The organism is Dehalococcoidia bacterium (assembly GCA_028711995.1).
Lineage (GTDB): Bacteria > Chloroflexota > Dehalococcoidia > SZUA-161 > SpSt-899 > JAQTRE01.
This window is the reverse complement of record JAQTRE010000002.1, coordinates 48,572-65,771: the sequence shown is the minus strand read 5'-3', so window position 1 is coordinate 65,771 and position 17,200 is coordinate 48,572. Positions and strand designations below refer to the sequence as shown.

Here is a 17,200-nt window from a genome sequence, read left to right as displayed (position 1 = left end):
CTACCTCTTATCCGATTGCTTCATCGATAAGCTCGGAGATATCTTTGACCTTAATCTCGTTTTCCTTGCCGGTCACCAGGATGGCGTCTTCAAACATCACCTTGCAATAGGGGCAGGCAACGGCTATCACCTCAGCTTTGACTTCAACCGCCTGCTTTACCTTGATCTCGGAAAATCGCTCTCCGGCCGCAGTTTCCATCCAGACTCTGCCGCCCCCACCACCGCAGCAGAGCGCGTTTTCCCGAACGTCAGGGAATTCCACCAACTGCAAGCCGGGGATACTCTTGAGCACTTCCCTCGGCTCGTCATAAATACCGTTGTGCCGTCCCAGATAGCACGGATCTTGATATATGACCTTCTTCGCCATGGGCTTGGTTGGTTTTAGCTTCCCTTCCTTGATGAGTTGTGCCATGTATTGAGTGTAATGAACGACTTCAAACTTCCCGCCAAGCTCGGGGTATTCGTTCTTGAAGGTATGATAGCAATGCGGCGAACTGACCAGGATCTTTTTGACGCCGCTCTCATTCATGATATTGATATTGTTCTGCGCGAGGGTCTGGAACACACGCTCGTCCCCCGCCTTGCGGACGCTCTCTCCGCAGCAGTTTTCCTGGCCGTTCAATATGCCGAAATCCACTCCGCATTTCTTGAGGATGCTGGCTGTAGACTGGGCAATCTTCTTAGCTTTAGGGTCATAAGCGGGGATGCAACAGGAGAAATAGAGCAGGTCAGTGTCTTTGGTGAAGGATTTGACGTCCAGGCCTTTTGCCCAGTCCACCCGCTTTTCAGGAGCTTCGCCTGGCGGGTTGCCCAGGGCGGAGATATTCTTAACGGTGATGCGCAGTGAATCGGGGACCTTGCCAACACCGAACTCAGTGACAATGCGTCGCACCGACTTCATTACATCGATGATCTCTACGCCGCGCGGACATCGCTTGACGCATGCCCCGCAGGTAGTGCACTGCCAGAACTCTTCGATGTCCGATTCAAACAAGCCCAGTTGTGTTCCGTGGATCATGCGCCGGGGAATAAAGTTCCTGACCATATTCCACGGACATGTAGCTGCGCATAGACCGCACTGGTAACAGAGCTTGAATGCCTCACCCCCCGCCTCTTTGATGAACTGTGATCCTTCTTTTGAGGGAGCTAATGCTTCCATAGTCAGCGCTCCTACTCCTGAAATTTTGCTTGCCCAATAACTTCGGTAGCCTTCTGATGCTACCGTCAGCCGTTGTTAAAAGTGGACGTGAAGGCCCGTATAACTCAAAAACGAGACCGTCCGATTCTGATAACTCTGCATCCATTGTATCCCAACAATAGTCCCGTTACAAGGCAGCACAGCGTCCAATTTGATTCCAAAGAGCGGCCTGTTCTTAGCAGGGCTGATGAAAGCGCCAAGCTAAATCAGGAGAGTTCCCCAGGCTGGAACGGATGGTCATGGCAAGCCCTTAAAACCATGCCCTCACATGCAAGAAATGAGCACTTCACAACTTCATCTTACGAAGCAGCTCTTGAACGGCCAGGACGCTCGGCGAGCTATTGGGCAGATCGATGATTGGCTTGCCGGCCCCGTCATATTCGGTGATGTTTGGATCCTCCGGAATATGGGCAAGAATTTCGATGCCGCGCCGGTCGGCAATCTCCCTGATGAGTTTGTCGTCTTCCTTGAATCTGTTAATAACCAAGCCTGCATGAGCGGGTCGGATATCTTTGTCCCGCTCCATCACCTCGGTGATTGCGCCTGCCACCTGGGCGCCTCTGATCGACGTGTCCGTCACGATGATGAGGAAATCCACCCCCTTAACCACCCTGCGGTTTACTTGTTCCGGGCCTGCCTCGCAATCAATCAACGTTACATCAAAGTCTTTAGAGAGGGTTTCAATTCCGTGCTTGAGCAGTTCGTTGACACCGCAAAAACATCCCGGTCCTTCAGGCCGGCCCATCACCAGAAGTTGAAATCCCTTTCCTGTCTGAAGGCTTTGCTCCATCACCGCTTTGATCGGCTTATCTTGCATTTCGTCCTTGGCTGAAGGATCTTCAATAATGTATCTTCGGAGTTCCGCCACGGTCTTGGTGAAGTTCGTCCCCAGCGCGTAGGGTAAGTTGATGGCGGAATCCGCATCGATGGCCAGAATCTTGAGGTCTTTTCTCTCTGCCAGGAGTTTGGTCATCAGGGCAGTGAGCATTGTCTTGCCGCTGCCGCCCTTGCCGGTTACGGCTATTTTGATTCCCTTGGTTTGCATATCGCCAACCTCCCTGAAAAGTTATTGATCTCACGCGCGGCTTTTGGTCAGTTTTTCCTGGGCTAAGATAGCAGCGCCTATAGCCCCCACAAGTTGAGGATCCTCCGGCAGATGCATGACTTTCTCACCCAGGCCTTCCTCAAGGAACTTAACCACACCGACATTCTTGGCCACACCGCCGGTGACGGTGAAGTCCTTCTTGACGCCCACTTTTTTGACCATCGATATGAGTCGGCTGGCGATTGCCTTGTGAATACCGGCCACAATATCGGCGATGTCCACCCCATCAGCCAGCAAGGTAACGACCTCAGACTCGGCGAAGACGCTACACTGACTGCTGATTTGAGATGGAGCGTGCGCCTTTAACGACACTGGCCCCAGCTCTTCCAGTTTTATTTCCAGCGCCTTTGCCACACCCTCCAGAAACCTTCCCGTTCCGGCGGCGCATTTGTCGTTCATCACAAAGTCGGCAACGAACCCTTCTGAATCCAGTGAGATTACCTTGCTGTCCTGTCCCCCAATATCGAGGATGGTTCTTATCGAAGGTACCAGCCAGTGAGCCCCTTTCCCATGACAGGTGATCTCTGAAATATTGGTGTTGGCAAACGGGATTTTCGTTCTGCCATAACCTGTGCCAACGAGATATTCGATATCTTCCCGCTTCATCTTGGCCTTGGTGAGCGCCTGATCCAGAATTATCCTAGCCGTGTCCTCAGGTTTCACGGTGCGCAGCATAATTGCGCTGGAGACTATCTTCGAATCCTTCATAATTACGGCTTTACCCGTCAAAGAACCAACATCACATCCGGCGACGATCAATTTTCCCTCCCTGAATTCCCTACACTATCGATAGCATGAACCCCGGACAACCTCTTCGGTTCTCCGGCGTCCATACCAATCGAGGAATTATCGTTACGATGAGTGTTTTAGCCTCTGGCTACCATTGGACGAATCTCAGTGACCTCAAAGATCACCGCGGCTACCATCATTTTAGCGGCGTCGGTTGCTCCCATTTTGGCAATGGCGCTCTTTATGCCATCGAGGATCGGCCCTTGATTTTGAATCTCTTTTACCTTCATATACAGACGATAGCCCGGCGTTGTAAACGCAACCGGCCCATCTGCGATACAGAAGAAGACAGCATTGGGATTCTCATTCAGATTACGTAGCGTTCGATTGTTTCCCAGCGCCAGGATCATCGTTCCCTCCGGCGTAAGACGGGGGCTGCCCAGATAGGCCACATTGGGTTGGCCTTGCTTGTTCGCTGTGCTCAGTGTTCCGATCCTTCCGGGCTTGTTGACCATTTCCATGATTTCCTTCTTGATTTCCACAGTTTAGCCTCCTTTTTAAATTTCTCGGATTTAGTCACCTAAACAGCCGGAGGTGCTTCCCTCCGGGCATAATGTTGTCCCTGCAGGGTATGGATCAAAACCAGCCCTTGCCTGGGCTCAACTGTTCAGGGGCGTGGTGCATTATGTCCCTGCATGATTGCCAAGCCATGGCGAGGGCCGACATGGTTGATTCGGAAAGCCTCTCACAAAAAGTGAATTTAGTACTCGGTCGGAATCGAGGCTACTAATTCGGCGAAAGCGTTGAATTTGCCCATTTTAGCAAATATCTTGAGCATGTTCCCATGGACAACATATTGCTTCTTGGCCATGGCAACCTGGGCATTCATCTCTCCCTTGGCGATCTTGGACAGGTTTTCATAGGTTCCCATGGTAGTCGAGAGGTATTCGTCTTCATTCTTCCAGTTGCGCCACTCACTGGGGGCGGGTTTCTCCTGGCGGTTAGCCTTCACTACCTTGCCGTCCACCCATTCCCAAGCGATAAGAATATCCACGCCTCCCGGGGCATCCAGGGTGATCGATCTTTGCTTGGCAGTCAGCCCTTTGGCTTTCTTCAGATATGCTTCATCCGTCCTGCTCTTCGCCACGATAGCATCCAACCACTCCTGAGTTTGATACTTCATGAGTCTGGCCTCCTGACGGCATTTAATCGTGAAGCCTGCCGAAAGATGTTATTAAGATGATATCCACGCCCATCAAAGAAGTCAAGCTTTAGCATGGGGCTTAATGGCGAGTAGATACTCCCGAGAGTCAGGCCCGAACCGCTTCGACAAGACAGGCCCTGCTCTCGATTCCCGATAAACGAACCCACGATAAATGAGCAACAGGGGCTATTTCTCAGAGGATTGCCGTTGACATGGGGAAAACGCTTGAATGACCATAACCGCTGTAATAGAGAGGATCAAAACAGCGTGTTTGACAATGGGCTCAAGAGGACTCGAACCTCTGACCCTCTGCGTGTAAAGCAGATGCTCTGACCAACTGAGCTATGAGCCCAAGTAATTTCCATTATATCAAATCTCACCCACCTACTTCCACACCAAAAACACCCTTAGCAAGCCATCATCGCCAACATCCCCGGATAAACGGCATGTCAAAATTCCCCAACTGTTCTCATCAGAGGTTCAACAGATGCCTGATCCGTCCTTCATCAGACTTCGGCCCGACAATTGCCATGCTCAATCCTTTGGGCTGAAACAGATTCTCTGCCACTCTTCTTAACCCGTCGATAGTGATCGCATCGATGATGGAGACCATCTCATCGATGGTTTTGATTTCCCCTAGCAGAAGTTCCTGGCTTCCGATCCAGCCGGAGACGCTTCGGGTATCCTCCATGCCAAGCAAAAGACGGCCTTTAGCCATTTCCTTGACCTTGGCAAACTCTTCCTCGCGAATATCCCGCGCCTTAAGTTTGGCCAGTTCTTCAAGGATAACCGCGATTGTGGCTTCGATGTTCTTCGGTTCAACCCCGGCGTAAATCGTGAGCGAACCCGAGTCCAGAAAGTGACTCACGTAGCTGTGAATATCGTAAACCAGCCCCTTCCGTTCTCGAAGCTCCAGAAAGAGGCGGCTGCTCATTCCGCCTCCGAGGACAACGTTCAACATATCGAAGTTGAAACGATCCGGATGAGAATTGGAAAGACCTCTCAGCGCCAGACAGAGATGGGACTGCTCTGTATCCCTGAACTCTTTGCGATAGCGAGGCTCCTCTTGACTATCTTCAGCAGGGAACCATAGGCCGGGAGTGGTAGCAGCCCAGTCACCAAACGTCCTGTCCGCAGTGAGAACTACGTCCTCATGTCTTATATCACCGGCAACCGCAACTACAATACCTGAAGGCGTATACTGCCGGGCATGATAATCAAACAAGGTCTCACGGGTGAGCGAACTCACCGTTTCCTTGCTCCCTGCAACATCCCGTCCCAGCGTTTGATCGGGCCAGATGACTTCGTCAATGAGCATGCTCACACGTTGCTGTGGAGAATCCATGCTCATGTTGATTTCCTCGATGATCACCTGGCGTTCCTTTTCCGTCTCAACGGGATCAAATCTGGAGCAGCGGATCATATCGCCCAGGACATCAAAGGCAAGCTCTAAATGCGGACGGGCTACTTTGGCCCAGTAGACGGTCATCTCTTTATCCGTGCCCCCGTTGAGAACTCCGCCCACACCTTCGATGGCTTCGGATATTGTCTGGGCCTCCGGCCGTCTCTGGGTGCCCTTGAACAGGAGATGTTCAACAAAGTGCGATATTCCAGCCTGATCCGGCAATTCGTAGCGGGAACCCGCCCCAACAAAAATGCAGATGCTCACCGAACGAACGTGAGGCATATGACCGGTCACAATGCGCAGCCCATTATTTAGAACCGTTTTCTGGTACACAACGACACACCTTTTTTGAGTATAGCGGGGTATTGACCCGCTCATGGATTGTAGTTTACTGTTGGTAGAACTGTCAAATCAAAGCGATGCCCAAAAAAGGGGCCGGGAACTAGTCCCGGCCCCTATGTGAACCTACCTAACAGTCAGGTTATCGCCTGCTCTTGGATCCGCCACCCTGGCTGCTGTAGCACTGGCTACAATAGACAGGTCTGTCCAGGCGAGGCTCGAACGGCACTTCGGTGTTGGTGCCACATGCGGCGCATACTGCCGGATACATCTGTCTGCGGGAGCCAAAACTCCCAAAGCTTCCGCCTCCACCAGCACTCCCACCGCGCGCTTGCTTTCTTGTTGTGCGACAATCGGGACAACGCTTGGGATCATTGGTGAAACCCTTGTTGGCGAAGAACTCCTGTTCACTTGCTGTGAAGGTGAACGTACTCCCACAATCCGCACACTGCATTTGCCTATCGGTGAAACTCATTGGATGACCTCCTTTTTGAATATCGTGAACTGAACCTCGGTCATCCAATATCTTGAGGAACCTTTCCTTGAAAAGACCTTTGCCGGGATAAGTCTAAGGGGTTTCTGGGAGATTTGGTAACCTTGATCATGCCACTGATTGGAGTATACGGGATATTCGGAAGAAGTGCAATAGCCGATAGTCATGAATTCCCACTCACGGTCCCATTTCATCATCGGCTGAATCCTGTTTTGCCAACCCGTCGAGCTCGAGAAGTTGCGCCGATTCCACCTCTGAAAGCTGCTGTACCTCGCGCAGTTTTCGAACCATGGCCCTGGTCCGGACCTCTGTCTGGTCAATCGTCTTAGAGGCCGTGTCGAGCTGCCTCTTGACCTTTCCCAGGGCCTCCCCGAATTTTCGGAATTCGGTATTGACTGCAGCTAGGACGGTCCAGACCTCATGGGATCGCTTTTCGAGCGCCACAGTCTGAAATCCCATGCGCAGGCTGCTGAGGATCGCTGCCAGTGTGGTGGGACCGGCAATGACAACACGGTATTTCTGCTGCATTTCCTCCACCTGTCCCGGCTGCCGGAGCACCTCTGCATAAAGACCTTCCGTTGGCAGGAACATGATGGCAAAATCGGTGGTTCGCGGAGGATCGAGGTATTTTCCGGAAATGTCTTTGGCTGAGGTCTGGACGGTGCGCAGGAGACATGCAGTTGCTCTTTGTATCGCTTCGATATCAGCGGCATCCGTCGCATCAAGAAGCCGCAAGTAATCCTCTTGGGGAAACTTCGAATCGATCGGCAGCCACACATGTGAATCCGGTCCCTCATCTGTTCCGGGAAGACGGATGGCATACTCAACGATTTCGCGCGATCCTTCCCGAGTCTGCACGTTTTTGGCATATTGATCCGGAGCGAGGATCTGTTCGAGCAAAGCTCCCAGTTGTACCTCAGCCCATGTGCCGCGTGCCTTCACGTTGGTAAGCACGCGCTTCAAATCTCCCACGCCGGTTGCCAAGCTCTGCATCTCACCGAGGCCGCGCTGAACTGCCTCCAGGCGCTCGCTGACGAGTTTGAACGATTCGCCTAGACGCCTCTCGAGGGTGCTCTGCAGCTTTTCATCAACTGTTTGGCGCATCTGATCGAGTTTCTTCTCATTGCTTTCCTGGAGATTGTTTAACCGGGCTTCGATGATGCCGCGCATTCTTTCGATACTGGACTCGTTGGACTCGGTGAGCTCTCTTATTCGCCTTGCCACCAGTTCGAGATTCTCGCTCTGTGATTTCCCCATCTCGCTGATCGTTTTGACCAGAGTTTCCATGGAAATCATTTGCCCGGCCGATATTTCCTCACGCAGGGCTCTTGCTGTCTTAGCGGACTCCTCTCTGGCAGCTCGAAATTCTTCACGGATCGTCCGCTCAAGGCGCTCGTTTCCATCAGTCCCTTGCTTGCCTCTGAGAATCAGGATAGCCAATGCCGATGATGAGATGATAAGAGCGACCAAGAGAATGATGTCCATGTCATAAATATATCACATCGTTGCGTGATTGATTCTTCTTAGTCCCCTTACCCCACTGGATGTCCATATGCTATACTATTTCGCAAATTGAGGTAGTTAAAGATACCTCATTCATTGAACAAAGGCGGTGGCCAATGGATGTTACCACACTCAGTTTCTGGCAGATGATTGGCGTATCAATATTATGCGGTGGGGGCATTGGCCTTGAGCGCCAAATGAGGGGCAAGCCAGCCGGTGTGCGCACCAGTATTCTCATTTGCCTAGGTACGGCTTTGTTTATTAATCTGGGATCTTCTGAGGTAGGGGGCAATACGGATAGAACCCGTGTGCTCGGGCAAGTGGTAACAGGGATCGGTTTTCTTGGGGCCGGCGTTATCATTGCTCGCGAAGGCGTGATTGCTGGGGTAACCTCATCGGCTGTGATATGGGTATTGGCTGCCATAGGCGCAGTGGTTGGCTTTGAGCAATATGCAGAGGCAATGGTTATCGCTGTCCTGACGGTGGCTATTCTGGTCGGGATCGGGGCATTGGAAGGCAAATACCATGTATTACAAAGAGGCGTTCACTCCCCAAAGCCGAATGACTATCATCATCACCATGGCCACCACAATCAGGGTCACTAGTCAAGGAGACTCATGATCACACCGAACAGGCCTGCGCCGGCCAGAGCAAAGCAGAAGTCCTTGATTGTCTTTCCTCCCCAGCAAAGGAAAAAGAATTTCCACCAGGGATAACGAAGGGCGCCCGCGGCCATAACTACCAGCTTGATGAAGAAATTTGGCACGGCTGAAAGAAGGAAGATGGTTATTGCGCCATGCCGGGCCGTCCATCCCTCGATTTGCTTGTATCTTTTCCACTTAGCAATGGCTCCCTGTCCGCCATATCCTGCCATGTAGGCAGTCAGCTCGCCTATTGTTTCGCCGATACCAGCAACCAGTCCCAGAATAATAGGATTTAAGCCCAGCCCGCCAGCGATGAATGCTGCCCAGGAACCCGGCAGCGGCCAGATCGGGGAGGTGCTCCCGATGAGGGCCATAAGCAGCACACCAACATAGCCCGTGTTTCTGATGTATTCCCAATAATCGGTGGAGCCGTCCGGCTTGTCAACCAGGACAATAACAGCCACAACGATGGCGACCGCGATGATAAGTATCGCTATGGAATATCGTCTTTTTCGCTGGCTTACCTCCACTGTGTCAGGAGGTTTTTCCTCAACGATCTCACCCGGCAGAATATCACCTTCCATTGGCCCTTTCCGTCCCCTTTTCACAATTACCTAGACTACAGCTTGGATAGCTCATAAGTCAAGATCAAGTCTCTCCTTTGGAATAGTGGCGGGGTATATTGAGACATTCCTTTTTCAAATCTCGGCCTGACATGCTATACTAGTCTGCAAATCAGGTGAAATTCTGCCCGGCGCTACCCTTTGTATCCCTGGCAGCAAGGAATCGCGCATGTTCTTGCCAACGACCGCACTCGAACTCAAAGCCCTCGGCTGGGAGAGGCCGGACGTTATTCTGGTCACAGGGGATACCTATATAGATAGCCCCCATATAGGCATAGCAGTAATAGGAAAGTACCTGCTTCAACAGGGTCTCAAAACGGCTGTTATCGCCCAGCCTTCGATAACCGATGGCAAGGATATCACCCGTCTTGGGGAACCGCGGTTGTTCTGGGGAGTGACCGCCGGATCAATCGATTCCATGGTGGCAAATTATACCGCAACGAAGAAGCGGCGCCATCAGGATGATTACACTCCCGGCGGCATCAATATCCGGCCAAACCGGGCAACGATCGCCTATACCGGCCTTATCCGACAGCACTTCAAAAAGACGAAACCCATCGTCCTTGGCGGGATTGAGGCTAGTTTGCGGCGCATCGCGCATTACGATTATTGGGACGATGCCGTTAGGAGATCGATCCTTTTTGATTCAAAAGCGGACATTCTCGCTTATGGCATGGCGGAGAAGACGGTCATCGAACTGGCACATGCATTGAGAGAAGGCTCCGATTGGAAACAAATCAGAGGGCTTTGCTATATCGCCAAGACCTTGCCCAAAGGGGATTTCATCGAGATCCCATCGTTCGAGGAAGTCTCAAGCGATAAGACGGCATTTCGCCGGATGTCGGAGTTGTTTGAGAGGAATGCCGAAAATACGTCCACAGGTTTGGTACAGAAGCACGGCGATCGATTCCTGATTCATAATCCGTCTCAGCCGCCGTTGTCTTCTGCAGAAATCGACGAGATATATGCCCTGGATTTCGAGAGGGATGCACACCCTTATTACAAAACCGGTGAGATAAGAGCCCTCGATACCATCCGGTATTCCATCACCACCCATCGAGGGTGTTTTGGGCAATGTAATTTCTGTGCCATCGCTGTTCATCAGGGCCGGACGGTTGTTTCCCGTAGCACGAAATCAATCATGGAGGAAGCTGTTCGCATCAGCCGAACTCCAGGGTTCAACGGAATAATTTCCGATATAGGAGGACCGACGGCCAACATGTACGGCGCCACATGCCTCAAGGGATGGCGCTGCAGCAATAAGCATTGTCTAATGCCGAAACCGTGTCCCAATCTACAGTTTGGACACCAGGCACAGATCGAACTCCTTGAACGGCTTAGAAGTGTTACAGGGATAAAGAGAGTTTTTGTCTCGTCGGGTATCCGGCCTGATCTGGTTATGGCTGATAAGAACACCGCAAAACGCTATATCGAACAACTCGTCAGGTATCATGTTTCCGGGCAGATCAAAGTGGCACCGGAGCATTCCGACGATAGAATCCTGACGCTGATGAACAAACCTTCAGTGAAATCGCTGCTGCAATTCAAGGAAATGTTTGACAGCACTTGCGCCGCAATAGGCAAACGCTATTTTATGACGTACTATTTCATCGCCGCACATCCGGGCTGTACCATGGGGCATATGCAGCGCCTCAGGGACTTTCTGTCTACCGGGCTGAGATTTACCCCTGAGCAGGTACAGATATTCACCCCCACCCCGTCAACAATCTCCACCACGATGTATTTCTGCGAAACCGATATGGCAGGAAACAGTATAGCCTGCGAGAAAACCTTGCAGGGGATCCAGGAGCAGAAGGACGCTCTCCAGAGGGTCGAAAAGGAAAAGAAACCAAAACCTTTCCGAACTAAGAAGTCTCGCTTTCCTTAACATCGGCCTTTTCCAGAAGGTCGGGCCGGTGGGTGGCGGTCCGCAGGATCGATTGCTCATGACGCCATTTGGCAATCTCGGCGTGATTTCCAGAAAGCAAGACCTCCGGAACTTCCCAACCGCGGAATGTGCGGGGTCGAGTGTAGTGGGGGTACTCCAGAAGTCCGCTGGCGTGCGAATCATCCTTTGACGATTCGCACGAGCCCAAAACACCGGGAATTTGTCTGGCCACGGCATCGATAACCACCATGGCGGGTAACTCTCCCCCGGTCAGAACATAGTCGCCGATGCTGATCTCGTCAGTACACAGATGCTCTCTGATTCTCTCATCGACGCCCTCATAGTGTCCACAGATGAGCAGAAATCGCGGATAACAGGAAAGCTCCTCGGCAATCTTCTGATTAAAAAGCCTGCCCTGGGGGGTGAGCAAGATCACCGGAAATTCCTCCGATCCCTTTATGGATTCCACGGCGGTAAAGAGCGGCTCTGGCATGAGCACCATCCCCGCCCCACCGCCATGAGGGTAGTCATCAACGGTTTTATGCCTGCCCAAACCCCAATCTCGCAGGTTATGAAAGACGATTTCGATCAACTTATTGTCAATGGCTCTCTTGATGATGCTTTCATTAAAAGGGCCATGGAACATTTCGGGAAAAAGGGTCAAGATTTCGATGCGCATCGTTGCTTTCCTCAGGATTCCTCGGATTTGTCGGGACCATGTCATATCAGCCGTAGCGATTGTGCTGGTCAGTGAAGTGATGGCGAACCAGTGGCTCTATTCTACTTTGGCGTGCGGACCTTGACAAGAAAACCCTGCTGATCCATAGTTGCTATTGGTCAAGAGCGCCAGGCACTGCAATTGAAAGCTCTGGAAGGAGTATGACGATAATGCATGTCAGTAGAGAGAGGCTGGACCGCGCCCTCAATCCCAGAACTGTAGCCGTAATAGGCGATAAGGAGAAGTTTGGCTACATGTGGCTCACTAACATGAGCACGTTTAGGGGGAAGGTGTTTTCTGTCCAGATTGACCCCAGGGAGATTCCCGGCATTGAGAAGATGGGAATTCCCAACTATAAGAGCCTTCTGGAAATTCCTGAAGAGATTGACTATGTAGTGGTTTCGGTTCCCATGCAGGCGTCTTCTTCGGTAATCAGGGATTGCATCGAAAAGAAAGTGGGCGGTGTATCGATGTTCACGGCCGGGTTCGCAGAATCCGGCCGTGTCGAAGGCATCAATTTGCAACGGCATATCGGGAAAATGGCCAGAGAGGCTGGCCTGGCTCTCCTTGGTCCCAACTGCATGGGCGTCTATAATCCGGAGATCGGGTTGCGATTTTTGCCGATTCAAGCCGTTGGCGAAAAGGGGCCGGTATCATTCATCTCGCAGAGTGGAGGACATGGCGGGGGTTTTTCGGTTGCGGCAAAGGCCCAGGGTGTGGCGATCAACAAGGTCGTCAGCGTTGGGAACGGAGTGGTCCTGGAAAGCACGGATTTCCTGGACTATTTCGCACACGATGAGGAAACCAAGATCATAGGGATGTATGTCGAGGATGTGAAAGATGGGCAGCGGTTCTTCCGCTTGCTAAGGGAAATTACTCCCCGGAAGCCCGTTGTCATCTGGAAGGGAGGGCGGACAGATGAAGGCATGAGAGCCACATTGTCCCACACAGGAGCTCTATCCGGATCCACAGACACGTGGGATATCGCCATAAAGCAATGCGGAGCCATTGGCGTGGGTTGCCTGGATCAGATGATCGATGTGATCAAGGCGTTGGCCTGTCTGCCAGAGGTCACGGGAGACGGAATGGGCGTCATCGGATGGTCAGGCGGGCAATCCGTATCGGTGACGGATGCCTTTGCCAGCGCGGGTTTGCGTGTCCCATTGCTGCAGAAATCAACCCACAGCAAATTAGAGGACATGCTCAGGACAGTCGGGGCCAGCTGCCAGAACCCGATTGACCTCGGCGCTATGAACGATGAAAATATGGAGGCCTCTATAGAAATAGTGGCCCAGGATGCGAACATCGATATTGTTGCAGTACAAATTGGAGGAATATCCACCTTCACCACTCGACCAGATCGGCTGGCACGCATCATCAGAGCGCTGATTGGAACGCGTGACAAAGTGGAAAAACCTTTTGTAGGGCTTCTGCTTTCTCCCGATCCCTACGCAGACGGCAAAGCGCTGGGTGACTTGAATCTGAGGCTGCAGCAGGCAGGAATACCGAGCTATCTGAGTTATGAGAGATCGGCATATGCTCTCAGAAAACTGCTGGACTACTACCGCTTCCACACCAACGGAGCCTAGTCCGACTGCAATCCTTCCGTGGAGCGCGTAATCCAGAGGAAACATTGGTACTAGAAGTCTCGCAATCTTCGTTCAGAGTCCGGGATTGACGCTCTAAATTTTCTTGACACTGCATCTGACGCCTGCTAAAGTAACTTTATACTTTGTGTTTACACCCGCCCCTGAAGTGAGAAAGTGGCTGCTGTCGATCCTAAAATGAAGACGTTCAACAAGCGTGGAGACAAGGGTACAACCAGCCTGCTTTATGGTGCAAGGGTCTCTAAAAACTCTCCCCGTTGTGAGGCCTATGGGACTGTGGATGAAGTGGTATCTGCTCTGGGGCTGGCGAGGAGTCTGGTAAAAAAGGAGCGGACAAGAGAGATTATCTTGAAAGCTCAAAAAGAGTTGTTTTCGGTGGGTGCGGAGCTTGCTGTTGAATCAGCTGACTATGAGCGATTCATCTCCCAGTTTAGTCCCATCACCGAAAAGATGGCGGACGATCTCGAGAGCATGATCGATGAGCTGGAGGCCGGGATTGAGATGCCCAAGGCTTTCATCATTCCGGGGGGGAACCCGGGGTCAGCTGCTCTGGACTTGTCCCGTTCCATGCTGAGGCGGGCCGAAAGAAGGACTGTCTCATTGCATGAAAGCGGGGATGTCAAAAACAAATTCCTCCTCCCTTATCTGAACAGACTTGCCGACCTTCTTTTCACCCTAGCAAGATACGAGGAGATTTGATGCAGAAAAGATTGGTTCAGCTTTACACTGGCAACGGAAAAGGCAAAACCTCTGCGGCACTAGGTACTGTACTCCGATCTGTTGGCCATGGGCTGAGGGTTTGCATCGTGTCCTTCATGAAGGGCGATTACCCTTATGGAGAGTACGAGACCTTACGGCGCTTGCCTGAGATCACGGTCATGAGATTTGGGCGAATCGAGTTTGTTGATCCTGATAACATACTGGAAATCGACAGGGACGAGGCCTGCAAAGCCCTGGAGGCTGCCCGGGAGGCTATTTTTAGCGGATTGTACGATGTTGTCGTACTTGATGAGGTAAATATCGCCGCGGGCTGGAACCTGATTAAACTTGAAGATGTGATCGACTTGGTAAAATCAAAGCCGCCCAATGTTGAACTTATTCTCACCGGCCGTTATGCCGACCCCTTGCTGATTGCGTGCGCTGATCTGGTCACGGAGATGGTGGAAGTCCAGCACCCCTATCGTAAGGGAATCCAAGCCAGACCCGGGTTCGAATACTAGCCGCTGGCCAAGTCGATGGGCAATATGAGATGCGGTTTGAATTGTGATGTACAATTAAACTAAACGAAAAGAGGGGATATGATCACACTAAGCGTAATAAAGGCAGATGTCGGGGGTTATGTCGGGCACTCCAGTATGCACCCTGATCTCATCGCGGAAGCCAAAGAGCACATGATAAGAGCCAAGGGGCAAGGGCTCCTGGTTGATTTTTGCGTCACCCGATGCGGGGATGATCTGCAGCTCATTATGACGCACCAAGAAGGCGAGGGAAATGGGCGTATCCATCGACTAGCCTGGGATACCTTCATCGCCTGCACAGAAGTTGCCAAGAAGCTCAAACTTCACGGAGCGGGGCAAGATCTCCTGAGTGATGCTTTCTCCGGAAATGTGAAAGGGATGGGTCCGGGATCTGCCGAGATGCAATTTGAGGAGCGAGGCTCCGAACCGGTACTTATCTTCATGGCGGACAAGACTTCTTCCGGCGCATGGAATATGCCCTTATACAAAATGTTCGCGGACCCCTTCAATACCATTGGCCTGATCATCGCTGAAAACATGCATTCCGGATTCAGTTTCGAGGTGCATGATGTGCGGAAACATCGGAAGGTGACCTTCAATTGTCCGGAGGAACTTTACGATATGCTAGCGCTTATTGGATCTCCATCGCGCTATGCGGTTAAATCCATCCGTCATCGACCTTCGGGCGAAATAGCGGCGGTTTCCTCTACCGATAAGCTTTTTGCAGTAGCGGGGCGGTATGTTGGCAAAGACGATCCAGTGCTGGTTGTTCGATCGCAGGGAATCTTCCCGGCTGTGGGAGAAGTGCTTGAGCCGTTCGCCTTCCCTCAATCAGTAGAGGGATGGATGCGAGGATCACATAATGGGCCGTTGATGCCGTGCTCGATTCCCAACTCGAACCCTTCGCGCTTTGATGGGCCGCCGCGAGTGGTGTGTGCCGGGTTCCAGCTTTCAGGAGGAAAACTGGTCGGCCCGGTCGATATGTTCGATGATGTCAGTTTTGATGAGGCGCGTCATCAGGCTAACGTGGTTGCAGAATACCTGCGCCGCCACGGCCCCTTCGAACCCCATCGCCTGCCGATGGATGAGATGGAATATACCACCATGCCTCAAATTCTGAGGAAGCTGGATAAACGATTCTCTCCCCTATAAGTCTTGGATGGAAATCAAGTAGTGTAAACATACAAAAGGGGCGGCCGCAAGGGGTCGCCCCTTTTTAATCACTTGGGGTTCAATTCCCCGTCGCTTGCGACGAATCGTCATTCCGGCGAAGGCCAGAATCCAGAAACTGGATGCCGGATCAAGTCTGGCATGACATCGGATACCCCGCTGCTTGCGGCGGGGTAGTTCATTTTCGCCGAGCGACCAGCCCCTAAAAGAGGCCGCATGTGAAAGGGTGAGAATAACGACGTAGTTGACATAACATTAGTTAGTCTCATAATCTGGTCAGGGCGTTCTTGTCAGCAAGGAAACAGTCAAAGGATGAATTATTGAAGATTCTACTCGCCAGCAATAATCAAGGGAAGGTTCGAGAATTCGTGTCTCTGATATCCCACCCTGCATGGGAGCTTACCACGCCCTCTCTGGAAGGTATCGAGATAGATGTAGAGGAGACGGGCAAAACCTTTGAGCAGAACGCCACTCTGAAGGCCTTGGCCTATGCCGAGGTTTCTGGTATGATCACCATCGCCGACGATTCCGGATTGGAAGTGGAAGGCCTGAACGGGGAGCCGGGCGTGCAGTCGGCGCGCTATGCTGGAATGGGGGCCTCAGATAAGCAGAGGATCGAGCTTCTTTTGAGCAAACTTGCCGGAGTGTCATGGGAGAAGAGAACGGCCCGATTCAGATGCGTCATCGCCATTGCGTTTCCGGATGGCAAGGTCGAATTGTGCCAGGGGGAATGCCCCGGAATTATCGGGTTTGAGCCGAAGGGGACAAAAGGGTTCGGGTACGACCCCATATTTTATATGCCGGAATTCGCCGGAACCATGGCCGAAATCAGCGATGAGCAGAAGAACAGGGTCAGCCATCGAGGGAAGGCAGCAGTCGAAGCTCGACGATTGTTGATCTCGCGTTTATGTAATTAGGATGCGAGTGGAATCATTCCGGTTCTGCCCGATGAAGAACCATGGGACAGTTGCAAAAACAACCCCGGGGCGGTAAACTCTAAACTAGCCGAAAGCCTATTGCAAGGAGAATTTCAGTGGCGAAGAAATCCCAAAGAAAAGCGCCGGCGCAACCCCGAAAAAACGCGAAGGCTAAAAATGTCGTGGCTCCTAAGCAACCGCTCACAGCCGAAAAAACCACTGTTACCGCATCGCAAAGTGGAAAGGCGGCCGACGCTGTTCCAGCGAAAGCCGTATCCCCTTCACCCAAAAAGGCCACGGTCGGATTGGCGGCTCAAGGCTCTTATTCATACGTGACCTCTGACATAAAGTGGCTTGCATCGATTATGGCAGTGATGTTCGTTTTACTGGTTGTGCTGTCATATATGCTGAAGTAGTTC

Annotated in this window: 18 protein-coding genes and 1 tRNA gene; 8 read left to right on the top strand and 11 right to left on the bottom strand. The window is 51.9% G+C overall.

Annotation, left to right across the window (positions count from 1 at the left end):
• Positions 1–7: 7 nt before the first annotated feature.
• From PHV74_00905 to rmuC, 9 genes are all read right to left on the bottom strand, one after another.
• Entirely contained in the window at positions 8–1,159 is a 1,152-nt protein-coding gene (locus PHV74_00905; GenBank protein ID MDD5092928.1) for a (Fe-S)-binding protein, read from the bottom strand.
• Between the two features lie 325 nt (positions 1,160–1,484).
• Positions 1,485–2,243 (bottom strand): AAA family ATPase, encoded by a 759-nt coding sequence (locus tag PHV74_00900; GenBank protein MDD5092927.1) that lies wholly within the window; start codon positions 2,241–2,243, stop codon positions 1,485–1,487.
• Positions 2,244–2,273: 30 nt separating this feature from the next.
• On the bottom strand, positions 2,274–3,062 hold the full coding sequence (locus PHV74_00895) for an acyl-CoA dehydratase activase (protein MDD5092926.1): 789 nt from the start codon (positions 3,060–3,062) through the stop codon (positions 2,274–2,276).
• 107 nt (positions 3,063–3,169) lie between these two features.
• Positions 3,170–3,574, bottom strand: coding sequence for a pyridoxamine 5'-phosphate oxidase family protein (locus tag PHV74_00890; protein MDD5092925.1), 405 nt, complete (start codon positions 3,572–3,574; stop codon positions 3,170–3,172).
• A gap of 218 nt (positions 3,575–3,792) precedes the next feature.
• Entirely contained in the window at positions 3,793–4,215 is a 423-nt protein-coding gene (locus PHV74_00885) for a hypothetical protein (GenBank protein ID MDD5092924.1), read from the bottom strand.
• A gap of 299 nt (positions 4,216–4,514) precedes the next feature.
• A tRNA-Val gene (locus tag PHV74_00880) sits at positions 4,515–4,588 on the bottom strand.
• Positions 4,589–4,708: 120 nt separating this feature from the next.
• Positions 4,709–5,974 (bottom strand): pitrilysin family protein, encoded by a 1,266-nt coding sequence (locus tag PHV74_00875; GenBank protein MDD5092923.1) that lies wholly within the window; start codon positions 5,972–5,974, stop codon positions 4,709–4,711.
• Positions 5,975–6,122: 148 nt separating this feature from the next.
• A complete protein-coding gene (locus PHV74_00870; protein ID MDD5092922.1) occupies positions 6,123–6,455 on the bottom strand; it encodes a zinc-ribbon domain containing protein in 333 nt (110 codons plus the stop codon).
• 195 nt (positions 6,456–6,650) lie between these two features.
• Complete coding sequence (rmuC, locus tag PHV74_00865) at positions 6,651–7,958, bottom strand: DNA recombination protein RmuC (GenBank protein ID MDD5092921.1); 1,308 nt, start codon at positions 7,956–7,958, stop codon at positions 6,651–6,653.
• A gap of 134 nt (positions 7,959–8,092) precedes the next feature.
• On the opposite strand from rmuC, the gene PHV74_00860 reads away from it, so the two are divergent.
• Entirely contained in the window at positions 8,093–8,581 is a 489-nt protein-coding gene (locus tag PHV74_00860; protein ID MDD5092920.1) for an MgtC/SapB family protein, read from the top strand.
• On the opposite strand, the gene PHV74_00855 is transcribed toward PHV74_00860, so the two are convergent.
• Positions 8,578–9,204: a VTT domain-containing protein gene (locus PHV74_00855; protein MDD5092919.1), complete on the bottom strand. Its 627-nt coding sequence runs from the start codon at positions 9,202–9,204 to the stop codon at positions 8,578–8,580. The genes PHV74_00860 and PHV74_00855 overlap by 4 nt on opposite strands.
• 208 nt (positions 9,205–9,412) lie before the next feature.
• Here PHV74_00855 and PHV74_00850 point away from each other — a divergent pair, with 208 nt between their 5' ends.
• Positions 9,413–11,131 carry a YgiQ family radical SAM protein gene (locus PHV74_00850; GenBank protein MDD5092918.1) on the top strand — a complete coding sequence of 573 codons (1,719 nt, stop codon included), beginning with the start codon at positions 9,413–9,415 and terminating at the stop codon, positions 11,129–11,131.
• Here the strand turns inward: PHV74_00850 and trmD are convergent.
• Positions 11,109–11,810 carry a tRNA (guanosine(37)-N1)-methyltransferase TrmD gene (gene trmD, locus PHV74_00845; GenBank protein MDD5092917.1) on the bottom strand — a complete coding sequence of 234 codons (702 nt, stop codon included), beginning with the start codon at positions 11,808–11,810 and terminating at the stop codon, positions 11,109–11,111. The two genes, PHV74_00850 and trmD, sit on opposite strands and share 23 nt — an antisense overlap.
• Before the next feature lie 209 nt (positions 11,811–12,019).
• Between trmD and PHV74_00840 the strand changes: the two genes are divergently transcribed.
• From PHV74_00840 to PHV74_00815, 6 genes are all read left to right on the top strand, one after another.
• Positions 12,020–13,438, top strand: coding sequence for a CoA-binding protein (locus PHV74_00840; GenBank protein MDD5092916.1), 1,419 nt, complete (start codon positions 12,020–12,022; stop codon positions 13,436–13,438).
• A gap of 195 nt (positions 13,439–13,633) precedes the next feature.
• On the top strand, positions 13,634–14,155 hold the full coding sequence (locus PHV74_00835; protein MDD5092915.1) for a cob(I)yrinic acid a,c-diamide adenosyltransferase: 522 nt from the start codon (positions 13,634–13,636) through the stop codon (positions 14,153–14,155).
• Positions 14,155–14,676, top strand: coding sequence for a cob(I)yrinic acid a,c-diamide adenosyltransferase (locus PHV74_00830; GenBank protein ID MDD5092914.1), 522 nt, complete (start codon positions 14,155–14,157; stop codon positions 14,674–14,676). The genes PHV74_00835 and PHV74_00830 overlap by 1 nt, the downstream gene beginning before the upstream one ends.
• A 78-nt stretch (positions 14,677–14,754) precedes the next feature.
• A complete protein-coding gene (gene fbp / locus PHV74_00825) occupies positions 14,755–15,846 on the top strand; it encodes a fructose-1,6-bisphosphate aldolase/phosphatase (GenBank protein ID MDD5092913.1) in 1,092 nt (363 codons plus the stop codon).
• A 338-nt stretch (positions 15,847–16,184) separates the two neighbouring features.
• Positions 16,185–16,781 (top strand): XTP/dITP diphosphatase, encoded by a 597-nt coding sequence (locus PHV74_00820; GenBank protein ID MDD5092912.1) that lies wholly within the window; start codon positions 16,185–16,187, stop codon positions 16,779–16,781.
• 116 nt (positions 16,782–16,897) lie between these two features.
• Positions 16,898–17,197, top strand: a complete 300-nt coding sequence (locus PHV74_00815; GenBank protein ID MDD5092911.1) for a hypothetical protein — start codon at positions 16,898–16,900, stop codon at positions 17,195–17,197.
• Positions 17,198–17,200: the final 3 nt, after the last annotated feature.